14 protein-coding genes are annotated in these 19504 nt (G+C 71.0%); 9 read left to right on the forward strand and 5 right to left on the reverse strand.

Translation table 11 applies throughout. The annotated features are described in order from the left end of the window. Nucleotides 1–8: 8 nt before the first annotated feature. A complete protein-coding gene (gene uvrB, locus AC3IF1_RS25440; RefSeq protein WP_489219859.1) occupies nucleotides 9–2771 on the reverse strand; it encodes an excinuclease ABC subunit UvrB in 2763 nt (920 codons plus the stop codon). 304 nt (nucleotides 2772–3075) lie between these two features. Between uvrB and AC3IF1_RS25445 the strand changes: the two genes are divergently transcribed. The 8 genes from AC3IF1_RS25445 to AC3IF1_RS25480 all read left to right on the forward strand — a co-directional run bounded on the left by AC3IF1_RS25445 (nucleotide 3076) and on the right by AC3IF1_RS25480 (nucleotide 9061). After that, complete coding sequence (locus tag AC3IF1_RS25445; RefSeq protein WP_243972254.1) at nucleotides 3076–3693, forward strand: hypothetical protein; 618 nt, start codon at nucleotides 3076–3078, stop codon at nucleotides 3691–3693. Continuing rightward, nucleotides 3680–4069 carry a transcriptional regulator gene (locus tag AC3IF1_RS25450; protein WP_243972257.1) on the forward strand — a complete coding sequence of 130 codons (390 nt, stop codon included), beginning with the start codon at nucleotides 3680–3682 and terminating at the stop codon, nucleotides 4067–4069. Before AC3IF1_RS25445 ends, AC3IF1_RS25450 begins: the two co-directional genes overlap by 14 nt. A gap of 77 nt (nucleotides 4070–4146) precedes the next feature. After that, nucleotides 4147–4872 (forward strand): di-trans,poly-cis-decaprenylcistransferase, encoded by a 726-nt coding sequence (locus AC3IF1_RS25455; RefSeq protein WP_489219860.1) that lies wholly within the window; start codon nucleotides 4147–4149, stop codon nucleotides 4870–4872. Nucleotides 4873–4915: 43 nt separating this feature from the next. After that, complete coding sequence (gene coaBC / locus AC3IF1_RS25460) at nucleotides 4916–6136, forward strand: bifunctional phosphopantothenoylcysteine decarboxylase/phosphopantothenate--cysteine ligase CoaBC (protein WP_243972260.1); 1221 nt, start codon at nucleotides 4916–4918, stop codon at nucleotides 6134–6136. A gap of 16 nt (nucleotides 6137–6152) precedes the next feature. Then, complete coding sequence (locus AC3IF1_RS25465) at nucleotides 6153–6521, forward strand: hypothetical protein (RefSeq protein WP_489219862.1); 369 nt, start codon at nucleotides 6153–6155, stop codon at nucleotides 6519–6521. Nucleotides 6522–6619: 98 nt separating this feature from the next. Continuing rightward, on the forward strand, nucleotides 6620–7036 hold the full coding sequence (locus AC3IF1_RS25470; RefSeq protein WP_243972261.1) for an FKBP-type peptidyl-prolyl cis-trans isomerase: 417 nt from the start codon (nucleotides 6620–6622) through the stop codon (nucleotides 7034–7036). 35 nt (nucleotides 7037–7071) lie between these two features. Further along, on the forward strand, nucleotides 7072–8442 hold the full coding sequence (locus AC3IF1_RS25475; protein ID WP_489219863.1) for a Wadjet anti-phage system protein JetA family protein: 1371 nt from the start codon (nucleotides 7072–7074) through the stop codon (nucleotides 8440–8442). Then, nucleotides 8435–9061: a DUF4194 domain-containing protein gene (locus tag AC3IF1_RS25480; protein WP_489219864.1), complete on the forward strand. Its 627-nt coding sequence runs from the start codon at nucleotides 8435–8437 to the stop codon at nucleotides 9059–9061. Before AC3IF1_RS25475 ends, AC3IF1_RS25480 begins: the two co-directional genes overlap by 8 nt. 19 nt (nucleotides 9062–9080) lie before the next feature. Here AC3IF1_RS25480 and AC3IF1_RS25485 read toward each other — a convergent pair whose 3' ends face one another. Next, nucleotides 9081–10757, reverse strand: a complete 1677-nt coding sequence (locus AC3IF1_RS25485; protein WP_489219865.1) for a methyl-accepting chemotaxis protein — start codon at nucleotides 10755–10757, stop codon at nucleotides 9081–9083. A 364-nt stretch (nucleotides 10758–11121) separates the two neighbouring features. Here AC3IF1_RS25485 and AC3IF1_RS25490 point away from each other — a divergent pair, with 364 nt between their 5' ends. Continuing rightward, nucleotides 11122–14559: an SbcC/MukB-like Walker B domain-containing protein gene (locus AC3IF1_RS25490; protein WP_489219866.1), complete on the forward strand. Its 3438-nt coding sequence runs from the start codon at nucleotides 11122–11124 to the stop codon at nucleotides 14557–14559. Nucleotides 14560–14590: 31 nt separating this feature from the next. Here the strand turns inward: AC3IF1_RS25490 and AC3IF1_RS25495 are convergent, their stop codons facing one another. The 3 genes from AC3IF1_RS25495 to clpA all read right to left on the reverse strand — a co-directional run bounded on the left by AC3IF1_RS25495 (nucleotide 14591) and on the right by clpA (nucleotide 19494). After that, on the reverse strand, nucleotides 14591–15916 hold the full coding sequence (locus AC3IF1_RS25495; RefSeq protein WP_489219867.1) for a flavin monoamine oxidase family protein: 1326 nt from the start codon (nucleotides 15914–15916) through the stop codon (nucleotides 14591–14593). Nucleotides 15917–16631: 715 nt separating this feature from the next. Then, nucleotides 16632–16916, reverse strand: coding sequence for a hypothetical protein (locus AC3IF1_RS25500; protein WP_243972273.1), 285 nt, complete (start codon nucleotides 16914–16916; stop codon nucleotides 16632–16634). Nucleotides 16917–17007: 91 nt separating this feature from the next. Continuing rightward, the gene (gene clpA, locus AC3IF1_RS25505; RefSeq protein ID WP_243972275.1) at nucleotides 17008–19494 is read right to left on the reverse strand and encodes an ATP-dependent Clp protease ATP-binding subunit ClpA; all 2487 of its coding nucleotides are present in this window, start codon (nucleotides 19492–19494) and stop codon (nucleotides 17008–17010) included. Nucleotides 19495–19504 lie beyond the last annotated feature (10 nt).

Here is a 19504-nt window from a genome sequence, read left to right on the forward strand (position 1 = left end):
GCGCCCGTTCAGTCGCGCCGCCGCCCGCCGCCGCCCTTGTATTTTGGTTTCTGTCCGCCGAGGCCCTGCGTCGAGCGGGGCTTCGGCCTTTCCTGCCAGACCGGCGCGCCGCCGCCGACCGGCAGCTCGCGGTCGGTGCCCGGACCCATATTGTCGAGGTCGGGCTTGGCGATGCGGCTGTGTCCCGCCCCGCGCGGGGCTTTCCGGCCGAACTTGCCGGCCTCGCGCTCCACATCCCCCTGCCGGGCCATCGGATCGTCCGAGACCAGCAGCTCGGTCGCCTGAAGCCGCTTGAGCTCGTCGCGCAGCCGCGCCGCCTCCTCGAAGTCGAGATCGGCGGCCGCCGCGCGCATGCGCTTCTCCAGATCGGCCAGCACCGCCTTCAAGTTATGGCCGACCGTGATCGCGTCCTTCGCCAGGCCGGTATCGACCTGGACGTGGTCGCGCTCGAACACGCTGCTGAGGATGTCGGCGATGCCGCGCTTCACGCTCTGCGGGGTGATCCCGTGCTCCTCGTTGTAGGCGAGCTGCTTGGTCCGGCGCCGCTCGGTCTCGGCCATCGCCCGCTCCATCGAACCGGTGATGTTGTCCGCGTACAGGATGCAGCGCGCGTCCGCGTTCCGGGCGGCGCGGCCGATGGTCTGGATCAGCGAGGTCTCCGAGCGCAGAAAGCCCTCCTTGTCGGCGTCGAGGATCGCCACCAGGGCGCATTCCGGGATGTCGAGGCCCTCGCGCAGCAGGTTGATGCCGATCAGCACGTCGAAGGCGCCGAGGCGAAGATCCCGGATGATCTCGATCCGCTCCAGCGTGTCGATGTCCGAGTGCATGTAGCGCACCCGCACGCCGTTCTCGTGCAGGTACTCGGTGAGGTCCTCGGCCATTCGCTTGGTCAGCGTGGTCACCAGCGTCCGGTAGCCAGCCTGCGCCACCTCCCGGACCTCGCCCAGCAGGTCGTCGACCTGGCTGCGGGCGGGGCGGATCTCGATCACCGGGTCCACGAGGCCGGTCGGACGGATCACCTGCTCGGCGAAGACGCCGCCGGTCTGCTCCATCTCCCACTTGCCGGGCGTCGCCGAGACGTGGACGGTCATGGGCCGCATCGCGTCCCACTCCTCGAAGCGCAGTGGCCGGTTGTCCAGACAGGAGGGCAGGCGGAAGCCGTATTCGGCGAGCGTCGCCTTCCGGCGAAAGTCGCCCCGGTACATGCCGCCGATCTGCGGGACGGTGACGTGGCTCTCGTCGGTGAAGACCAGGGCGTTGTCGGGCAGGTACTCGAACAGGGTCGGCGGCGGCTCGCCGGGCTTCCGGCCGGTGAGGTAGCGCGAATAATTCTCGATGCCGTTGCAGGCGCCAGTGGCCTCGATCATCTCGATGTCGAAGGTACAGCGCTGGTCGATGCGCTGGGCCTCGATCAGCCGGCCCATCTTGGTCAGCTCCTCGATCCGGCCGTTCAGCTCGTTCTTGATGCCCTTGATCGCCTGCTGCAGCGTCGGGCGCGGCGTCACGTAGTGCGAGTTCGCGTAGACCTTCACGAACTTCAGCTCGGCGATGGTCTTGCCGGTGAGCGGATCGAACTCGACGATGCTCTCGATCTCGTCGCCGAACAGGCCGATCCGCCAGCCGCGATCCTCCAGGTGGGCGGGCCACAATTCGATGGAATCGCCCCGCACCCGGAAGGTGCCGCGGGCGAAATCCGACTGGATGCGCTTGTACTGCAGGGCCACGAGGTCGGCGATCAGCTGGCGCTGCTCGATCCGCTCGGCCAACGAGACGGTGAACGACATCGCCGTGTAGGTCTCGACCGAGCCGATGCCGTAGATGCACGAGACCGAGGCGACGATGATCACGTCGTCCCGCTCCAGCAGGGCGCGGGTGGCGGAATGGCGCATCCGGTCGATCTGCTCGTTGATCGACGATTCCTTCTCGATGAACGTGTCCGAGCGCGGGACATAGGCCTCGGGCTGATAGTAGTCGTAGTAAGAGACGAAATACTCAACCGCGTTGTCCGGGAAAAAGGACTTGAATTCTCCGTAGAGCTGGGCGGCCAGCGTCTTGTTGGGCGCGAGGATCAGCGCCGGGCGCTGGGTCTCCTCGATGATCTTGGCCATCGTGAAGGTCTTGCCCGAGCCGGTCACGCCGAGCAGGACCTGATCGCGCTCGTGCACCTGCACGCCCTTGACCAGTTCGGCGATGGCGGTGGGCTGGTCGCCGGCCGGCTCGAACTCGGATCTCAGCGTGAACCGCAGCCCGCCCTCGGATTTCTGCGGGCGCTCCGGCCGGTGCGGGGTCCAGGTCTGGCCGTCCTTGAACAGCGGGTTGCCCTCGGTGAGCAGCCGCTCCAGCGCCGTCACGGTGGCTGAGGCGCCCCCATCGCCGCCGGGATCCGTCAGGTCGGCACCCTCCGGGACGGGGCCGTCCTCGGGCGGGATCAGGCCCAGGGCCTGGGCGAGGCGCGGGTCGACATCGGCGGCGTCGCCCAGGGCGTAGCCGGCCTGGGGCGCCTCCGCGAAGCCGTCGCGGGCGATCTCGGCCCGGCGCGTGGCGGCCAGGGAGGAGCCGCCGGTGGTCCCGTCCTTGGCGCCACGCTTCTTGGGCCTGCCCGGCCGGGCGGGCGCCTCGGGCGCCGGCTCCACGGGCGGCGGCCGGTTGCGGTTGAGTGCCGGGTTCAGCAGTGCGGCGAGATAGGTGTCGAGGGGCTTCAGTTCGGGCTTCGACGCCTTGGCGGACGAGGCCGTGACGGAGGCGGCGCGCGATTTCTTCGGAGCGGGCATGGACGCAATATGGGCCGTGCGGCCGCCGGGAGAAACCCTGTCCGAAGGAGAGTTTTACCGCGCCCCGGCCGCCGGTGTCGCCGGCCCGCTGGCCGGCCGGACACCGGATCGCAGGAGCGGTTTTTCCGGCCCGGTGATTGTCCGAATACAACCGGTAGGTAGATTTCATCCCATTTCAGACTCGACCTGCAGCGCCGATGCTGAGAAATTCCGCCGCCGTGACCGGTCGAATTGGCTTGCGACGATCCGGCCGGGCCGGTACTTTGCGGCGCAAAGCACGATGCAGCCCCGGGGCATGAGGCGCATGCGGGACCTGGACAAGGCATTGGCCGACATCGTGGCGATCCGTTCGCAGATCGCGCGCGACACGGCATTTCGCGGGGTCGGGGCGGCGACCGTCGCCGGCACCGGCGGCCTCGCGCTGGCCTGTGCGGCCGGCCAGGCCCTGTGGCTGGGCGATCCGGCGGCCAAGCCCGGCCTGTTCTTCGGACTCTGGGTCGCCGCCGCCCTCGCGGCCTTCGCGATGATCGGTGTGGAGGCGATGCGGCGCTCGCGGCGCCTGCATTCCGGCCTCGCCGACGCCATGGTGTGGAACGCCATCGAGGTCTTCCTGCCGGCCGCCGGCGCGGGGGCGTGCCTGGCCCTGGTGATCGCCCGCTTCGCCCCCGGGGAGGTCTGGATGCTGCCCGGCCTGTGGCAGGTCCTCGTCGGCCTGGGCCTGTTCGCTTCGGCGCGGATCCTGCCGCGGGCGGTCCAGGGCGTGGGCGCCTGGTATCTGCTCGCCGGGCTCGCCGTGCTGGCCCTCTCGGCGGAGACGCGCCTCCTCTCCCCCTGGGCGATGGGCCTGCCGTTCCTGGTCGGCCAGGCCTGGCTGGCGGGGATCATCCATCACAGCGCCCGGGCCTTCGATGACGACCGCTGACCGCGCCGTCGGGCGCTTCTCCTACGAGGGACTCGACCGGCTGATCCACGAGCGGGCGCGCCTCTCCGTGCTCACCTCCCTGGTGGCGCATCCGAAGGGCCTGCCGTTTCCGGATCTCAAGCGTCTGTGCGGGTTGACCGACGGCAACCTGAGCCGCCACCTGGCGGTGCTGAGCGAGGCGGATCTGGTGAGCCTCGAGAAGGGTCTCGCGCATAACCGCCCGCAGACGGTGTGCCGGCTGACCGACACCGGCCGACAGCGCTTCATCGGCTACCTGAGCGTCCTGGAGCAGGTCGTGCGCGATGCCGCGGAGGCCGCCGATCGCGGGCCGGAATCGGGGCGCCGCGGCCTCGATCCGGCCACGAAACCGGTGTGAGACTGTCTAAGCTTCCCGAGATTGTTAACTCCGCCCCGATAAACTTAAGCGATACCCCCATGCCGGGAGACTTTACGATGCGAAGCGAAGCGGAGCCGAGGGCCCTGCACGCCGCGATCATCATGGACGGCAACGGGCGCTGGGCGACGCAGCGCGGGCGGCCGCGTCTGGCCGGGCATCACCGGGGCGTCGAGGCGATCCGGCGCACCGCCGAGGCCTGCCCGGATCTCGGCATCGGCACGCTGACGCTCTACGCCTTCTCGGCGGACAATTGGCAGCGTCCCGCCGACGAGGTCGGCGGGCTGATGCGGCTCCTGCGCTCCTATCTGCGCAACGAGACCCAGAGGCTCGCCCGCACCGGCACGCGCCTCAGCGTCGTGGGCCGGCGGGACCGGCTGCCGGAGGGCATCCCCGAGGCGATCATCGCCGCCGAAGCCGCCACCGCGGCCGGGACCCGCCTGCACCTGCGGATCTGCGTGGACTACTCCGCCCGCGACGCGATCCTCGCGGCGGCGCAGCGCCTTCAGGGGGCGGACGCTCTCACGCGGGAGAATTTCGGCGCGCTGGTCGCCGGGCCGATGCACGGCTCGCCGGTCGAGGTCGACCTACTGATCCGCACCGGGGGCGAGCAGCGGCTGTCGGACTTCATGCTGTGGGAGGCGGCGTACGCCGAACTGCATTTCACCGAGCGGATGTGGCCCGATTTCGGGCCCGAGGACCTCGCTGAGGCGACGGCGGAGTTCCACCGCCGCGAGCGCCGGTTCGGCGGGCTCAAGGCGTCAGCCGTCCCGGCGGCGGCCTGAGCTCCGCTTGACGGGCGGGCGGCCGCGCGCAGAGGGTCCCGGCATGAGCGAGACCCTTGCCAACCGCCGCGTCCTCCTCGTCATCGGCGGCGGCATCGCGGCCTACAAGGCCCTCGATTTGATCCGGCGCCTGCGCGAGCGCGGCGCCAGCGTCTGCCCGGTCCTGACCGCGGGGGCGCAGGAATTCGTGACGCCGCTGGCCGCGGCTGCGCTGGCCGGCGAGCGAGCCCATACCGACCTGTTCGACCGGGCCTCCGAGGCGGAGATCGGCCACATCAAGCTCGCCCGGCAGGCGGATGCCGTGGTTGTGGCCCCCGCCACTGCCAACCTCATGGCCCGGATGGCGGGCGGCCACGCCGCCGACCTCGCGACCACGATCCTGCTGGCGACCGCCCTGCCGATCCTGATCGCGCCGGCCATGAACGTGCGGATGTGGGCCCACCCGGCGACCGGGCGCAACCGCGCGATCCTGGAGGGCGACGGCGTGCGCATCGTCGGCCCCAACGCCGGCCGGATGGCCGAGCCCGAGACCGGCCCCGGCCGCATGGCCGAGCCCCACGAGATCGCCGACGCCCTTGAACGAATGCTCGGCCTGGATGGCGACCGGCCCCTGACCGGCCGGCGCGTGCTCGTGACCTCCGGCCCGACCCACGAGCCGATCGATCCGGTGCGCTACATCGCCAACCGCTCCTCCGGCCGCCAGGGCCACGCCATCGCGGCGGCCGCCGCCCGGGCCGGCGCAGCCGTGACGCTGGTCTCCGGGCCGGTGGCGATCCCGGATCCGCCGGGCGTCACTGTCATCCGGGTGGAGACCGCCCGGGAGATGCTGACGGCCGTCGAGACGGCGCTCCCGGCCGATATCGCGATCTTCGCCGCCGCGGTGGCGGATTGGCGCCCGGAGCACGAGGCCGGCGCCAAGAAGATTAAGAAGGACGGCACCGGCCCCGCGCCGCTGGTCCTCGCCGAGAACCCCGATATCCTCGCGACGATCGCCCGCCGGTCCGTCGCGCGCCCGCCCCTGGTGGTCGGCTTCGCGGCCGAGACCGATGCGGTGCTGGAGAATGCCCGGGCCAAGATCGCCCGCAAGGGCTGCGACCTGATCGTGGCCAACGACGTCTCGGCGGCGGGCGGCGTGATGGGCGGGTCTGAGAACACGGTCCACCTGATCCGCCGGGACGGCACGGTGGAGACCTGGCCGCGCCTCGGCAAGGACGAAGTCGCCCGGCGGCTGGTGGTGTCTCTCGCGGGGATGGTGGCGGGCTAAATGAAAGGGTGATCTGATGAGCGACCTACCCACAGTCGATGAGCCCGGCAAATATCTGGATGTTAGTCAGCGGCTGCAATATGCGCTGTCAGCTGTGACCGTCATACGCTCGTTAGAGCTGACAGATCGTCCTATGCAATATGGACAATTGGCGCGTGCGATCGGTCTGATACCGTCCACTGGCGCCTGGAAACCTTGGCATCGGCAGCAGGTTGCCGAAATCCTTCAGGCTGTCGCCGCAGTGGAAAGGCAAGTTGGCAGGAATGCTGGGGCTGCTCCGGTCCAGTTCGAGCGGATCGTGACGAAGAATGGTGAGCCTGGTGCGGGCGTTACCCGCGATACCCGCATCGTGTCGACACCTCAGTCGGTCTCAAATTTCGACTGAGACACGACCCGTCCGGCGTCTCCCTGGCCTCGACCGGTGCGAGTCGCTAGAAGGCGCGCGACGGCCGGCGCGCACAGCGCCGGTTCCAGGGAGAAACCATGCCTCGCCTGTCCCTTATCGCCGGAGCCGCGTTGATCGCCATGACCACAGCCGCCAATGCCGAGACCGTGACCCTGCCGTCCGGTCTGCAGTACCAGGACGAAGTCGTGGGCACCGGGCCGGAGCCGAAGGCCGGGCAGCAGGTCACCGTCCAGTACACCGGCTGGCTCGACGAGGGCGGCAAGAAGGGCAAAAAGTTCGATTCCTCCCGCGACCGCAACCAGCCCTTCAGCTTCCCGCTCGGGGCCGGCCAGGTCATCAAGGGCTGGGACGAGGGCGTCGCCACGATGAAGACCGGCGGCAAGCGCACCCTGATCATCCCGCCGCAGCTCGGCTACGGCGCCCGGGGCGCCGGCGGCGTGATCCCGCCCAACGCCACCCTGATCTTCGACGTCGAGCTCCTCGGCGCGAAGTAAGGGCACGGCTGCGCGACGGCGAAAGTCCTTAAAGAATGCTGTTCGCGCAACTGCCCGACGAGCTGTTCAAGCCCCTGGCCGCGCCGAGCCGGGGCTTCAACGCCGCCCTGCTGCTGCACCTGCACCGGCGTGTCCTCGGGGCCGAGCCGGTGCGCAAGGCCGAGCTGCTGGCCGAGATCGGCGACTTCGCCGCCGGCTGGAGCGATCCGGAGGTCAGCGGCGACGAGCCGATCTCCGCCGATCCGGCCGAGCGCCGCACGGCGCTCTACCGGCGCCTCCTCGACACCGGCTGGCTGATCGAGCGCCGCGAGCGCTACGTGCCGGTGGTGGAGTTCGACCCCGAGGCGCGGCTGCTGCTGGAGGAGCTGTCGCGCCTCGAACGGGGTGAGACCCGCTCCTACGGCGGCGCCGTGCTGGAGGTGCTGGGCGGCCTGGAGAGCGCCCTCTCGGATCCGGGCAGCCGGTCCGAGGCCCTGTCCAACGCCGCCCGGGCGGCGGCGGCCTTCCTGGCGCATGTCCGCGGCCTCGCCGCCGGCATGCGCAAGGTCGAGGAGCGCATCCTGCGCGAGCCCGACCGCGCCAAGACGTTCCGGCTGTTCTTCGAGGATTTCGTCGAGCGCCACCTGATCAGCGACTACCGGACGCTGCACACGCGGTTCAACCCGTTCCGCTTCCGGGCCAGCGTGGTGCGCGAGGCCGGCCGGGCCCTGCGCGACGCGCTCACGGTCCGGGCGCTCGCCGAGGGCCTGATCCGCGAGGGCCGCAGCCCCGATCTCGACGCCGCCCAGCGGGCGATCCGGGCCGATCTCACCCAGATCCTCGCGGTGTTCGAGGGGCTCGACAATCACCTCGACGCCGTCGACGCCGTGGTGGCGCGGCTTGAGCGCCGGATCGGTGCCGCCCTCCACGTCATGGATCGGCCGGATCCGAGCGCCGTCGAGCGCGCCGCCGCGCTGCTGCGCGCCGTCGGCGGGTCGGAGATCGCCCCCGACGTCCCGGCCGAGGTCTCGCTGCTGCGGCCGCCGATCGGCCACGCGCATCTCCAGGCCCCGCGGGCCCGCAAGGCCGCGATCGACATGGAGCCCCTGCCCGACCTGGAGGACGATCCCGTGGTGGACGCCTTCGCGGCCGCCAAGGCGGCGTTCCGGCGCCGCACCACCGTCACCCCCGAGGGCATGACCGCCTTCGTGGAAGCACGGCTCGGACACGCCCCGGCGCTGCGCGGGGCCGAGATCGCGATCGCGGGCGTGGACGACTTCATCGTGTTCCAGCGCCTGCGCGAGATCGACGTCCTGTTTGACGCCAAGCTCGGCGACCTTTACGCCGTCTCGCGGCTGCCCGGGCGCGTCACCAACGGCTGGCTCGATTGCCCGGACTTCATCCTGGAGCGGCGCTCCGGTGCTTGAGGGCTTCCGCGCCATCATCGACGGCGACGAGCCCGCGCCAGCGGGCGCCCGGGCGCCGGACGCCGAGGAACTCTGCCGCGCCCTCCAGGTGCTGTTGAAGGGCCAGGTGATCTACGCCGACACCCAGGGGATCGGGCGCTCCTACGAACTCGCCCGGCACTACGCCCCGTTCTTCACCGACTATTTCGCCTGCCTCGGCTACGCGCTGACCGTCTCGCACCGTGACCAGATGGTCTCGCTGAGTCCGGCCGCGGACGCCCCGCGCCACGACATCGTCTCGGAGCGCCTGCGCAAGGACGAGACCCTCGTGCTCCTGGCGCTCCGGCTGCTCTACGAGGAGGGCCTGCGCGACCATCGCGCCGGCACTGACGGGATCGTCGAGTGCACCACCGACGAGATCGTCGAGAAGATCCGCACCGTGGCCCGCAACGAGCCCCCCGAGGAGGGACGGCTCGCCGACATCCTGCGCCTTTACGCAAGGCGCGGCGGCCTGCGGCTGGGCGAGCGCGACCGAGTCGAACGGGTCACCCCGCTCGCGCTCCTGCCGGGCCTGACGGTGCTCGCCTCGGACGCGTGGCTCGAGCGCCTGCGGGCCTGGTCCGAGGCCGGGGAGGCTTGATCGGCCCCGTGGGTGCGGGTCAGGCGGCCCGCACCGTGGCGAGGAACCGCTCGACCTCGGTGCCGAGCTCGGACGCCTGCCGGGCCATCTCGGAGGCCGAGGCCAGGACCTGCGCGGCCGCCGCACCGGTCTCCTCCGCGGCACCGGCGACCCCGGTGACGTTGGCGGTCACGGAAGCGGTGCCGGTCGCCGCCTCGGCGACGTTGCGGACGATCTCCTGCGTCGCCGCGCCCTGCTCCTCCACGGCCGCGGCGATCGAGGTGGCCATGCCGCTGATCTCCCGGATCCGTCCGGCGATCCCGTCGATCGCCTGGACCGCCTGACCGGTCGAACCTTGGATATGGGCGATCTGCGTCGCGATCTCGGCGGTCGCCCGACCCGTCTGATCGGCGAGCGCCTTCACTTCGGTGGCGACCACCGCGAAGCCCCGCCCGGCCGCGCCGGCACGGGCCGCCTCGATGGTGGCGTTGAGGGCGAGCAGGTTGGTCTGGCTGGCGATGGCCGAGATCAGGTCCACGACCTCCCCGACCCGGCGCGCGGCCCCGCTGAGCTCCTGGACCAGGCTGGCGGTCGCGCCCGCCTCGCGGACGGCGACTAGGGCCAGATCCGCGGAGGCCCCGACCTGACGGCCGATCTCGTTGACCGACGAGCCCAGCTCCTCGGTTGCCGCCGCCACCGTGTTCACGTTAGTGGAGGCTTGCTCGGCTGCCGCGGCCGCGCTGGTCGACTGGCCGGCCGTCCGGGTCGCCGTGGCGGTCAGGCTCTCGGCCGTTGTCTGCAGGTGCGTCGCCGCGGCTGTGCCGGACCCGACGATCCCGCCGACGGTGGTCTCGAACCGGCCCGCGAGCGCGATTGCGGCTTGCCGCCGCTGCGCCTCCGCATTGGTCCGGGCGAGCGCCGTCGCGGTTTCCAGGGCACGGGCATGCAGCAGGTTCTGCTTGAACACCTGGAGGGTGGCCGACATCGCGCCGATCTCGTCGCGCCGGTTCGCGCAGGGGATCTCGGCCTGCGTCTCGCCATCGGCCAGACGGCGCATGGCGCGGGTCATGACGGTGATGGGCCGCGACACGCCGACGAAGCTGTACAGGGTGGCGCCGAGTGCGATCACAAGTGTGGCGCCGAGGATGACGACGGTCCAGCGGACCGCGGCCGCCTGGCTCGCCCGGGCGGAAAGTCCGGCCGCTTCGACGCCCTTCACATGCCATTCAACCAGCGCGTGCGCAGCCTGAGCTGCCTCCGTGTAATGGTTGTGCATCGCCCCGCGATAATAGGACATCGCGGCTTCGCGCTGACTGAGACCGAACGCGCGCAGGCGGTCCCAGTCGTAGCGCTGGATTTTCAGTTTCGCCGCCAGGGCGTCGTACAGCGCCTGCTCGTCCGCCGACGCGATGCGGGCCTGATAGGCGCCGACCCTCGCGGTCCGGGCCTGGACCAAATCATCGACCGTCTTCTCACCGGCTTCGCGTTCGGAGGCGAAATCGGCGGTGGCGAATCGGACTTGCTGGAGTCGTATTCTGGCGACCAAGGCGTCGATCGCTTGCGCTTCATTCAAGGACGGCACCGCCATATCGAGTAGCTGTGAAATGTGTCCATTCACGACAAGCATATTGTAGATTGCAATGCCGACCTGAAGCGCTGCTGCGAGCATGAGAGTAGCAATGATTCCACTCAATGTGAGCTTTAGACTAGCGCGCATGACGATTATCGATCCTCCCGGCGCGAACGATACAGGGATCAAATTGTCTGACAAGTCGTGAAGTGCGGCCGCGGTGACAGGGGCGTGCGTCCCTTCCCATCGCCGATCCCGGCGAGCGGACCGGCCGTTCACCCGTCCGCCACCGATCGGAGACGATTCTGCGACAGCGCCGCGTCCGATCGATTACCGGGGAATCCGGGCCGGTGACGGCTCCGGTATCCCTTCAGGCAGGGAATACCGATTGCCTCGTCGCCTGCGTCCGCGGTCGGAATCCGCGCGGGGCCGGTGGTCGCTTGCATACGCGGGCGAACCCGGCCAACTGGAACCTCGATCCACCCGCACGTCGCCCAGCCCCCCGACCCCCGTGTACGTCCTCACCGACATCGCCCTCTCGAACTGGTATCTGATCCGCCGCGAGCAGATCCGGCTGCGCGGGGCGGCGGCGCTGGTCGGGCCGACCGGGGCCGGCAAGTCCACGATCTTCGACGCGGTCGGCACCGTGCTCGCCGGCAACAATGCCAGCCGCCTCGCCCTCAATGCCTCGGCCTCCGGGCGCAGCGCGCGCACGGTGCGCGACTATTGCCTCGGCTGGATCAGCGACCCCGCGGAGGGCGGCCGCCCGACCCGGGAATCCTGCGAGACCGTGCTCGCACTGGTCTTCGAGAACCCGGCCTCGGGGCGCGTGGTCACGGTCGGCCTGGCGCTGGCGGCCCGGGCCGCGGAGCCGAAGGAGACCGTCCTGTCGCGCTTCATCGCGATCGGGCACCGGTTCGAGATCGCCGACTATGCCCGCACCGCCCCCGGCGGCAGCTACACGGCGCCCTGGAGCGAGATCGCCGGGGACCTGCGGGCCCGGGCGGCGAGCTTCACCGAGTACCGGACCTCCGGCGAGCGCTTCACCGCCGATGTCCTGGCCACCCTGCGCGAGGGCGCGCCGGCGCCGGAGCCGCGGCATTTCCTGCGCAGTTTCGCCAACGCGGTGGCGTTCAAGCCGATCTTCGACACCAGCGCCTTCGTGCGCGCCTTCGTGCTGGAGCCGGAGCCGCTGGATGTGGAGCGGGTCCGGCAATCCATCGCCAACTGGCGGCGCCTCCTGGAGACCATCGCCGAGCTGGAGACCCGGCTGGCGCGGCTGCGCCGCCTGCGCGACCGCTACGAGGCCTGGAGCGAGGCGGTACTCGCCACGGCGGCGCACGAGCTGCGCGCGGCGTCTGCCGAGCTGCGCCGCCGCAGCCTCGACCTCGTCGCGGTCCGCACGCGCCTGCGCGAGGGCGCCGACACCCTGCGGATCGCCCGGGAGCGCGTCGCGGCGAGCCGCGGCCACGTGCGCGAGATCGACGGCGAGATCGCCGAGAAGAAGGCGCTGGCCGCCGCCGGCGCCGCCGAGGGTCGCCTCGCCGCCTCGACGCTGGGCCTCTCGATGCTGGAGCGCGACCGCAAGGAGCTGGCCGGGCGGATCGCCGACCTCGTCGGTCTCGTCGGCCAGATGGGCAAGCTCCAGCCGGTCGCCCCGATCCTGCGACAAACCTGCCCGCAGGCGGCGCGCCTGGCCGAATCCTGCGCCCGGGCGGGCCTGCGCCGCGAAGCGCCGCCCGAGGAAGTCCTGCGTCCCGAGGGGCCCCTGGCCGAGCTCCTCGACGGGCTGGCGCGATTGCCCGACTTCGAGGAGGCCCTGGAACGGGCGGCCGAGGACGCGGCCCTGAAGGCGCGTGCCCAGGAGAGCGAGGCCGAGCGCACCGCCCCCCGCACCGGCACCGGCCCGGCGGCGCGCTTGTCCTCCGACACGGTAGCGTTCCGCGGTGAGCTGGAGCGCCGCGGCATCGCGGCGATGCCGATCTGCGAACTGGCCGAGATCGTCGATCCAAGCTGGGGCCCGGCCCTGGAGGGCCTGCTCGGACGCGCCCGCGAGGCGCTGGTGGTGGCGCCGGACCGGTTGAGCGAGGCCCTCGGCGTCCTCCAATCGGGCCGCGACCGGTTCCATCGCTGCATCCTGGTCAAGACCACCGACACCGCCAAGCAGCGCGCCCGCCGCTACGACGACGGGCCGCTCACGGTGATCGAGACCAGCGACCCGCACGCGGAGGCGTTCCTGGGGGTGCGGCTCGGCGGCTACGACCTCGCCCGGGACGATGCCGAACTCGCCCGCCTCGCCCGGGCGGTGGCGCCGAGCGGGCGCACCACGGCCGGCATGGCCTATTCGGTGACCCGGAGCGTCGATCTGCTCATGACCCGCGGCCATCGCGGGCCGACCGTCGACAGCCGGCGGGTCCACGAGGCCGCGGTCGCGGAGGCGCGCCGCCTGCGCGGCGAGGCCGCGGTGCTGCGCGAGGCCGCCCGCACCGCCGCCGCGATCCGGGCCCGCATCGCCCGCGGCCTCGACGATATCGACACCCTGCGGGCCGAGCTGAACGGTCTCGACGGACGGCGGCGGACCCTCCAGACCGAGCGCGAGGGTATCGAGAAGCGCGACAGCGTGGGCCTTACCGCCGAGATCGCCGCCCTGACGACCGAACGGGTCGGCTACCTGCGCGAATTGTCGGAGACTCTGGAACCGACGCTCGATCGCCTGCTGGCCGACGAGGCGGCCCTGCGCGCCCGGCTGGTCACGATGCGCGAGGCCGCCCGCGCGGCGCTCGCGGCCCGGCGCTCGGCCCTGCGACAGCTGACGGGCGGCGATGCGGCCCGGGTCCGGGTCGCCCGCTCCGAGCGGTTCGACCCGGGGTTGATTGCCGAGGCCCGGCGGGCGCTGGCCGGCCTCGACGGCAAGGCCGCCGGCACCCGGGCGACCACCGAGCGCGGCCTCGCCCGGGAGACCGCCGAGGCGGCGCGCTCCCACGGGCGGATTGCCGAGCGGGAGCTGGCGGAGGCCTGCGCCGGCTGGCGGGTCGAGAACCCGCTCAACCAGGGGGATGCGCCGGCCATCGACGGGTTCGCCTGGGTCCGGCGGGAATACGACGCCGTGGAGGGCCACGAATTGCGGCGCTACCGCGCCCAGGCCGAGCGTGCCGAGGTCGAGATGCGGCGGCTCATGACCGAGGATCTGCTGACCCGCCTGGCCGACCGGTTCGAGCGGGTGCATGCCCGGCTGGAGGCCCTGAACGAGCGCCTCTCGGCCCGCAGCTTTACGGGCCAGACCTATGCGTTCGAGGCGGCGGTGGACCGCCGCTACGCCGCCGTCCACGCCCTCGCCACCGAGACCGCCCGCTCGCCCGAGGCCGCGCAGGCGGTGCTCGCCGGGGAGGCGGAGGGTCCGATGGCGGCGGCGCTGGAGGAGATCACCGCGCTGATCGCCGGTCAGGAGGATGCGGCGCGGCTCGCCGATTACCGCAATTACTTCGTGTACGAGATCGGCATGCGCGACCGGGCGGGCAACCGCACCACCATGTCGGCGCGGGCTTTGCGGGGCTCGGGCGGCGAGGCGCAGGCACCGTTCTACGTGGCGATCGCCGCCTCCCTCGCCAGCGCCTATTATCCGGGGGACCGGCCGGGCGACGAGAATCCGGGGCTCGGCCTGTGCCTGCTAGACGAGGCGTTCTCGAAGCTCGACGTGCGCAACAGCCAGGCGCTGGTCGATCTCTACCGGGCCTGGGGACTGCAATTGCTGATCGCGGCGCCCGAGGACAAGCGCACGACCCTGACCGAGGTGATGGACACCATCGTGACCGTCTACAAGAGCCCGGACCTGACCTCGGTCCGGATCGAGGCCGAGCACCCGCTGGAGGCGGCCCGGCGGGCGCTGCACGCGATCAACCCCGATCAGATCGGGATCGAGGGATTCCGCCAGTCCGACGCGGCGGAATAGGCGGAGGAACCACCGCCCCTACCCGGGCCGATCAGGCGCCGAGCGCCTTCAGCACGTCCCGGGCGGCGCGCTCGCCGTCGAGGGTCGCGCCGCCGACCGTCATGGCACCGCCGCCGGCCAGCGCTTCGCCGGCGAGGAACACCCGTCCGCCCATCGGCGCGCGCAGGGTGTCCCGGGCCTCCGCATGGCCGGGGGCCACGATCGAATAGGAGCCCAGGGCCTTTGGATCCGTCCACCAGCCCGCGAGCCGCCCGGCCAGGACCGCGCCCCGCGCCTTCGCGCCCAGGATCGCGCCGAGCCGCTCGGTGGCGTGCGCCACCGCGGCCGCCTCGCCGGCGCGGCAGAGGTCGCGGGCGCCATCGCCGCCGAGATTGGCCACCGCGAGGGGTCGGCCGAATGGGCCCATCTCGAAGTAGAGTGTCGGGCCGCCGGTCGCGACCGAGACCGCGTCGCCGAACGCCGCCGGATCGATCTTCCCCGGGTCGAGGCGCAGGCCGATTTTCGTGTAGGCGCCCATGTGGAGCCCGTCGAGCGCCGCCTGCTGAAGGTCGGGGAGGCCGGGCGTGAAACGGAGGGCCCCGGATTTCAGCACGCCCACCGGCACCGTGACGATGACGGCCGCCGCCGACAGGGTGCCCCGGGCGGTCCCGACCCGGACATCCGGCCCGGACCAGTCGATCACCTCAACCGGACAGGCGAGGCGCACCGGAAGGTCGGCGAAGTGGCGCGCGACGAGGTCGCCGTAGCCGTCGACCCACAGGTCGGTGCCGGACCAGAGCCGGTCGTAATCGACCGCCGAGACCCGCTCGGGATCCTCACCCAGCGACAGCCGGCTCAGGCCCGCAGCGGCCTGCTCCGCATTCGGTCCGCCGGCCCGCGCCGCCTCGGCCAGAGACGGGTCGCCGCCCTTCGGCGCCAGCAGGGCGTCGAGGCCGGAAAATCCGGCGCGGCGGGCCGCCTGCTCGGCCCCCGTGGCCGCCCGGCCGTCGACGGTGAGGGTGCGGGCCCAACCGTCCTCGCTGGCGAAGCGGACGCCCGCCGCCCGGGCGATGGGGGCCCAGGGATTGCGTTCGGCCCAATGGATGTATTCGGCCCCGGCGTCGAAGGGACAATCCGGGCCGAGCGTCCTGTCGGTGAAGGCGCGGCCGCCGATCCGGTCCCGCGCCTCCAGAAGGGTGAAGCTCTGACCCGCCTCGCGCAGGAGCGCTGCGGCCGCCAGGCCCGCCGACCCGGCGCCGACCACCACCACGGTGCCGCCGCGGGCCGCCGCACGGAGGGCTGGCGCCGCCAGCAGGGGCGCCGCCAGCAGCGGAGCGGCGAGGATCACGCGTCGGGTCGGTGGTCGCGCTGTGCGCATGGACGTTCCTGGGTTGCTCGGGGCGGCTAGGCCCCTCCACGACGAACCTTGGGGGTGCCGGTGCCGTTCCGGATAGCGCCGGCGGATCAGTTCGCTCGACGAAGGCTGCGCAAAGGCCGCTGCGTCGCGTGACGGGCGCCCTCACTCCGGCGGACTACGCGGGTCACATATCGGTTCCCGATATGCGCAACGGCCGACCCGGGCGCGTCTCCCTCGCCCTCTGCGCGCCGATGCTCCCACACCGGCTGGCACGGAACGCGACACGATTCCTCGCCCGCGCAGGCCACCGGATTAACACTGCTCGGGCTTACGCTAAGACCTTGAGAATGCGGCGCGTTCCCCCCCCTTGCGGGGAGGGGTCAGGGGTGGAGGTGGCTCAGTAGGCACCAGACCGTTCGATCCTGCACCACCCCCACCTCCAACGCCTCCCCGCATGGCGGAGGAGAGCGCGTCGCGCCTTGCAACAGGAGATGTGGGAACATCATAGCTGGCACGGGAGAGAGGACCCGCGCCTCATCCTGTCCCCATGCGTCGCCTGGCGCGATCCGTAAATCCGGAATCCCCTCCGTGGTGAAGGGTCAACTCCAAAGGAAACCGCGTTCAGTCCCGTAACAGACGCGCGCCTCTAGTCGCTCGAGTGCGGGCCGGGCTCCATGGATCGTCGGAACTGACTGGCAGCCTCGCAAGCTCCCAGGCCTAGCGATCCGCAGCCGCCCTATCCGCGCGCGCCCTGCGTACCCGAACGCTTCTCCATCATGGCCTTGACCTGCATCAGCTGATCCCAGACCTGCCCAGGTGAAGTCCCGAAGAAGTCGAAACCGGCGTTGACGCCCAGGTAGATGCCGACGCAGATCAGCGGCACGAGCACCCAGGCGAGGACCTCCTCGCCGCGCTTGCGCCGCTGGCGGCGGCGACGGCGCTCCTCGCGCCAGGTCAGCGTCTTCGGGGGCGCCGGCTGCGCGACGGGGGGAAGCGGTCCCTCGTGCAGTTTATCAGTCATCGGCCGCCTCCTCGCCGCGGCGCGTTCGCGTCGCGGCGGTCATAGACCGGCAGCCCCTAGTCCGGAAGGCCACCGGCCAGCCTGTGCATCATTAGGCACGCACGAGTGGCACCTTCGGCACGGTCCGGACGCCGCCGCCCGATCCGCCACCACCGCCCTTGTCATCTTTTGGCGTTTTCTTCCGCGCCGCGGCGCGCGGCTTGACCCGCTTGTGGCGCTTGGCGGCGTTGGTCACGTCCTTCTCGGGCTTCGGCGTCACCGGACCGGCCGGGAAGTCGAAGGCCAGCTTGTCTTTGGCGCCGGCCTTCGCCTCCTCGTCCTCGGGCTTGCGCACCACCACCCGGACGGCGCCGCCATCCTTGAGCTTGCCGAACAGCACCTCATCGGCCAGCGGCGTCTTGATGGTCGACTGGATCAGCCGCGCCATCGGGCGTGCGCCCATGGCATCGTCGTAGCCGTGCTCCACCAACCACTCGCGGGCCTCGTCCGAGAGCTCGATCGTGACGTTGCGGTCGGCGAGCTGGGCCTCGAGCTGGAGGACGAACTTGTCCACCACCTTCGCCACCACCTCCTTCGGCAGATGGCCGAACGAGATGATCGCATCGAGCCGGTTGCGGAATTCCGGGGCGAACAGCTTGTTGATCGCCTCGACGTCATCGCCCGTGCGCTTGGTCTGGGTGAAGCCGTAAGCCGACTTCGCCAGGTCCGATGCACCCGCGTTGGTCGTCATGATGATGATGACGTTGCGGAAATCGACCTGCTTGCCGTTGTGGTCGGTCAGCTTCCCGTGGTCCATCACCTGCAGCAGGATGTTGAACAGGTCCGGATGCGCCTTCTCGATCTCGTCGAGCAGGAGCACGCAGTGCGGGTGCTGGTCGATCCCGTCGGTCAGCAGACCGCCCTGATCGAAGCCGACATAGCCGGGGGGCGCGCCGATCAGGCGGCTGACCGTGTGGCGCTCCATGTATTCCGACATGTCGAAGCGCAGCATCTCGACGCCGAGGGAGGAGGCGAGCTGCTTCGCCGCCTCGGTCTTGCCGACGCCGGTCGGGCCCGCGAACAGGTACGAGCCGATCGGCTTGTCCGGGTCGCGCAGGCCGGCCCGGGCGAGCTTGATCGCCGAGGTCAGGGCCTCGATGGCGTTCGGCTGACCGTAGACCACCCGCTTCAGGTTCTCGGTCAGGTGCTGGAGCACCACCGCGTCGTCCTTCGAGACGGTCTTCGGCGGGATCCGGGCCATCGTGGCGATGGTCGCCTCGATCTCCTTGATGCCGATGGTGCGCTTGCGGCGCGCCTCCGGCACCAGCATCTGCGAGGCGCCGGTCTCGTCGATCACGTCGATCGCCTTGTCGGGCAGCTTGCGGTCGTTGATGTACCGGGCCGACAGCTCCACCGCGGCCTTCACGGCCTCGGTCGTGTACTTGAGCTTGTGGAACTCCTCGAAGTACGGGCGCAGGCCCTTCACGATCTCGATCGTGTCCGGGATCGACGGCTCGTTGACGTCGATCTTCTGGAACCGGCGCACCAAAGCGCGGTCCTTCTCGAAGTACTGGCGGTACTCCTTGTAGGTGGTTGAGCCGATGCAGCGCAGCGTCCCGGAAGCCAAGGCGGGCTTGAGCAGGTTCGACGCGTCCATGGCGCCGCCCGAGGTCGCACCGGCGCCGATCACCGTGTGGATCTCGTCGATGAACATGATGGCGTTCGGGTGCGCCTCGATCTCCTTCATCACCTGCTTGAGGCGCTCCTCGAAGTCGCCCCGGTAGCGGGTGCCGGCGAGCAGCGTGCCCATGTCGAGGGAGAAGACGGTGGCGTCGGCCAGGACCTCCGGCACCTCGTGCTGGATGATCTTGCGCGCCAGCCCTTCCGCGATCGCGGTCTTGCCGACGCCGGGGTCGCCCACCAGAAGCGGGTTGTTCTTCTGCCGGCGGCACAGGACCTGGATCGTCCGCTGGACCTCGGTCTCGCGGCCGATGAGCGGATCGATCTTGCCGTCCCGGGCCTTCTTGTTGAGGTTGACGCAGTAGGCGTCCAGCGCATCGCCCTTCTTCTTGGCGCCGCGGGGATCGCCCTCGTCGCTCGGACGCTCGGCGGCGCCCTCCTCCTCGGCGCCCCGCACCGGCTTCGACTCGGAGGCGCCGGGGCGCTTGGCGATGCCGTGGCTGATGTAATTGACCGCGTCGTAGCGGGTCATGTCCTGCTCCTGCAGGAAGTAGGCGGCGTGGCTCTCACGCTCGGCGAAGATCGCCACCAGCACGTTCGCCCCCGTCACCTCCTCGCGACCGGAGGATTGGACATGGATCACCGCGCGCTGGATCACGCGCTGGAACCCGGCCGTGGGCTTGGCGTCCTGCCGTCCGTCCCCGGTGAGGTTGGACAGTTCCGTGTCGACGTAATCGACCAGGCTGCGCTTGAGCGTCTCGACCTCGACGTTGCAGGCGCGCATGACCGCGGCCGCGTCCTGATCGTCCACGAGGGCGAGCAGGAGATGCTCCAGCGTCGCGTATTCGTGCCGTCGCTCCCCCGCGAGCGCCAGGGCGCGGTGGAGGGCTTGTTCTAGGCTGCGTGAGAAGCTTGGCAAAGCTGGCCTC

This window comes from Methylobacterium sp. E-012 (assembly GCF_057836545.1).

Coding starts and splice junctions, on each gene's coding strand:
- AC3IF1_RS25500 (WP_243972273.1), bottom strand. CDS start 16,916: ATGACTGATAAACTGCACGAGGGACCGCTTCCCCCCGTCGCGCAGCCG.
- AC3IF1_RS25470 (WP_243972261.1), top strand. CDS start 6,620: ATGCCTCGCCTGTCCCTTATCGCCGGAGCCGCGTTGATCGCCATGACC.
- AC3IF1_RS25455 (WP_489219860.1), top strand. CDS start 4,147: ATGCGAAGCGAAGCGGAGCCGAGGGCCCTGCACGCCGCGATCATCATG.
- coaBC (WP_243972260.1), top strand. CDS start 4,916: ATGAGCGAGACCCTTGCCAACCGCCGCGTCCTCCTCGTCATCGGCGGC.
- AC3IF1_RS25475 (WP_489219863.1), top strand. CDS start 7,072: ATGCTGTTCGCGCAACTGCCCGACGAGCTGTTCAAGCCCCTGGCCGCG.
- AC3IF1_RS25445 (WP_243972254.1), top strand. CDS start 3,076: ATGCGGGACCTGGACAAGGCATTGGCCGACATCGTGGCGATCCGTTCG.
- AC3IF1_RS25485 (WP_489219865.1), bottom strand. CDS start 10,757: ATGCGCGCTAGTCTAAAGCTCACATTGAGTGGAATCATTGCTACTCTC.
- AC3IF1_RS25495 (WP_489219867.1), bottom strand. CDS start 15,916: ATGCGCACAGCGCGACCACCGACCCGACGCGTGATCCTCGCCGCTCCG.
- AC3IF1_RS25450 (WP_243972257.1), top strand. CDS start 3,680: ATGACGACCGCTGACCGCGCCGTCGGGCGCTTCTCCTACGAGGGACTC.
- uvrB (WP_489219859.1), bottom strand. CDS start 2,771: ATGCCCGCTCCGAAGAAATCGCGCGCCGCCTCCGTCACGGCCTCGTCC.
- AC3IF1_RS25465 (WP_489219862.1), top strand. CDS start 6,153: ATGAGCGACCTACCCACAGTCGATGAGCCCGGCAAATATCTGGATGTT.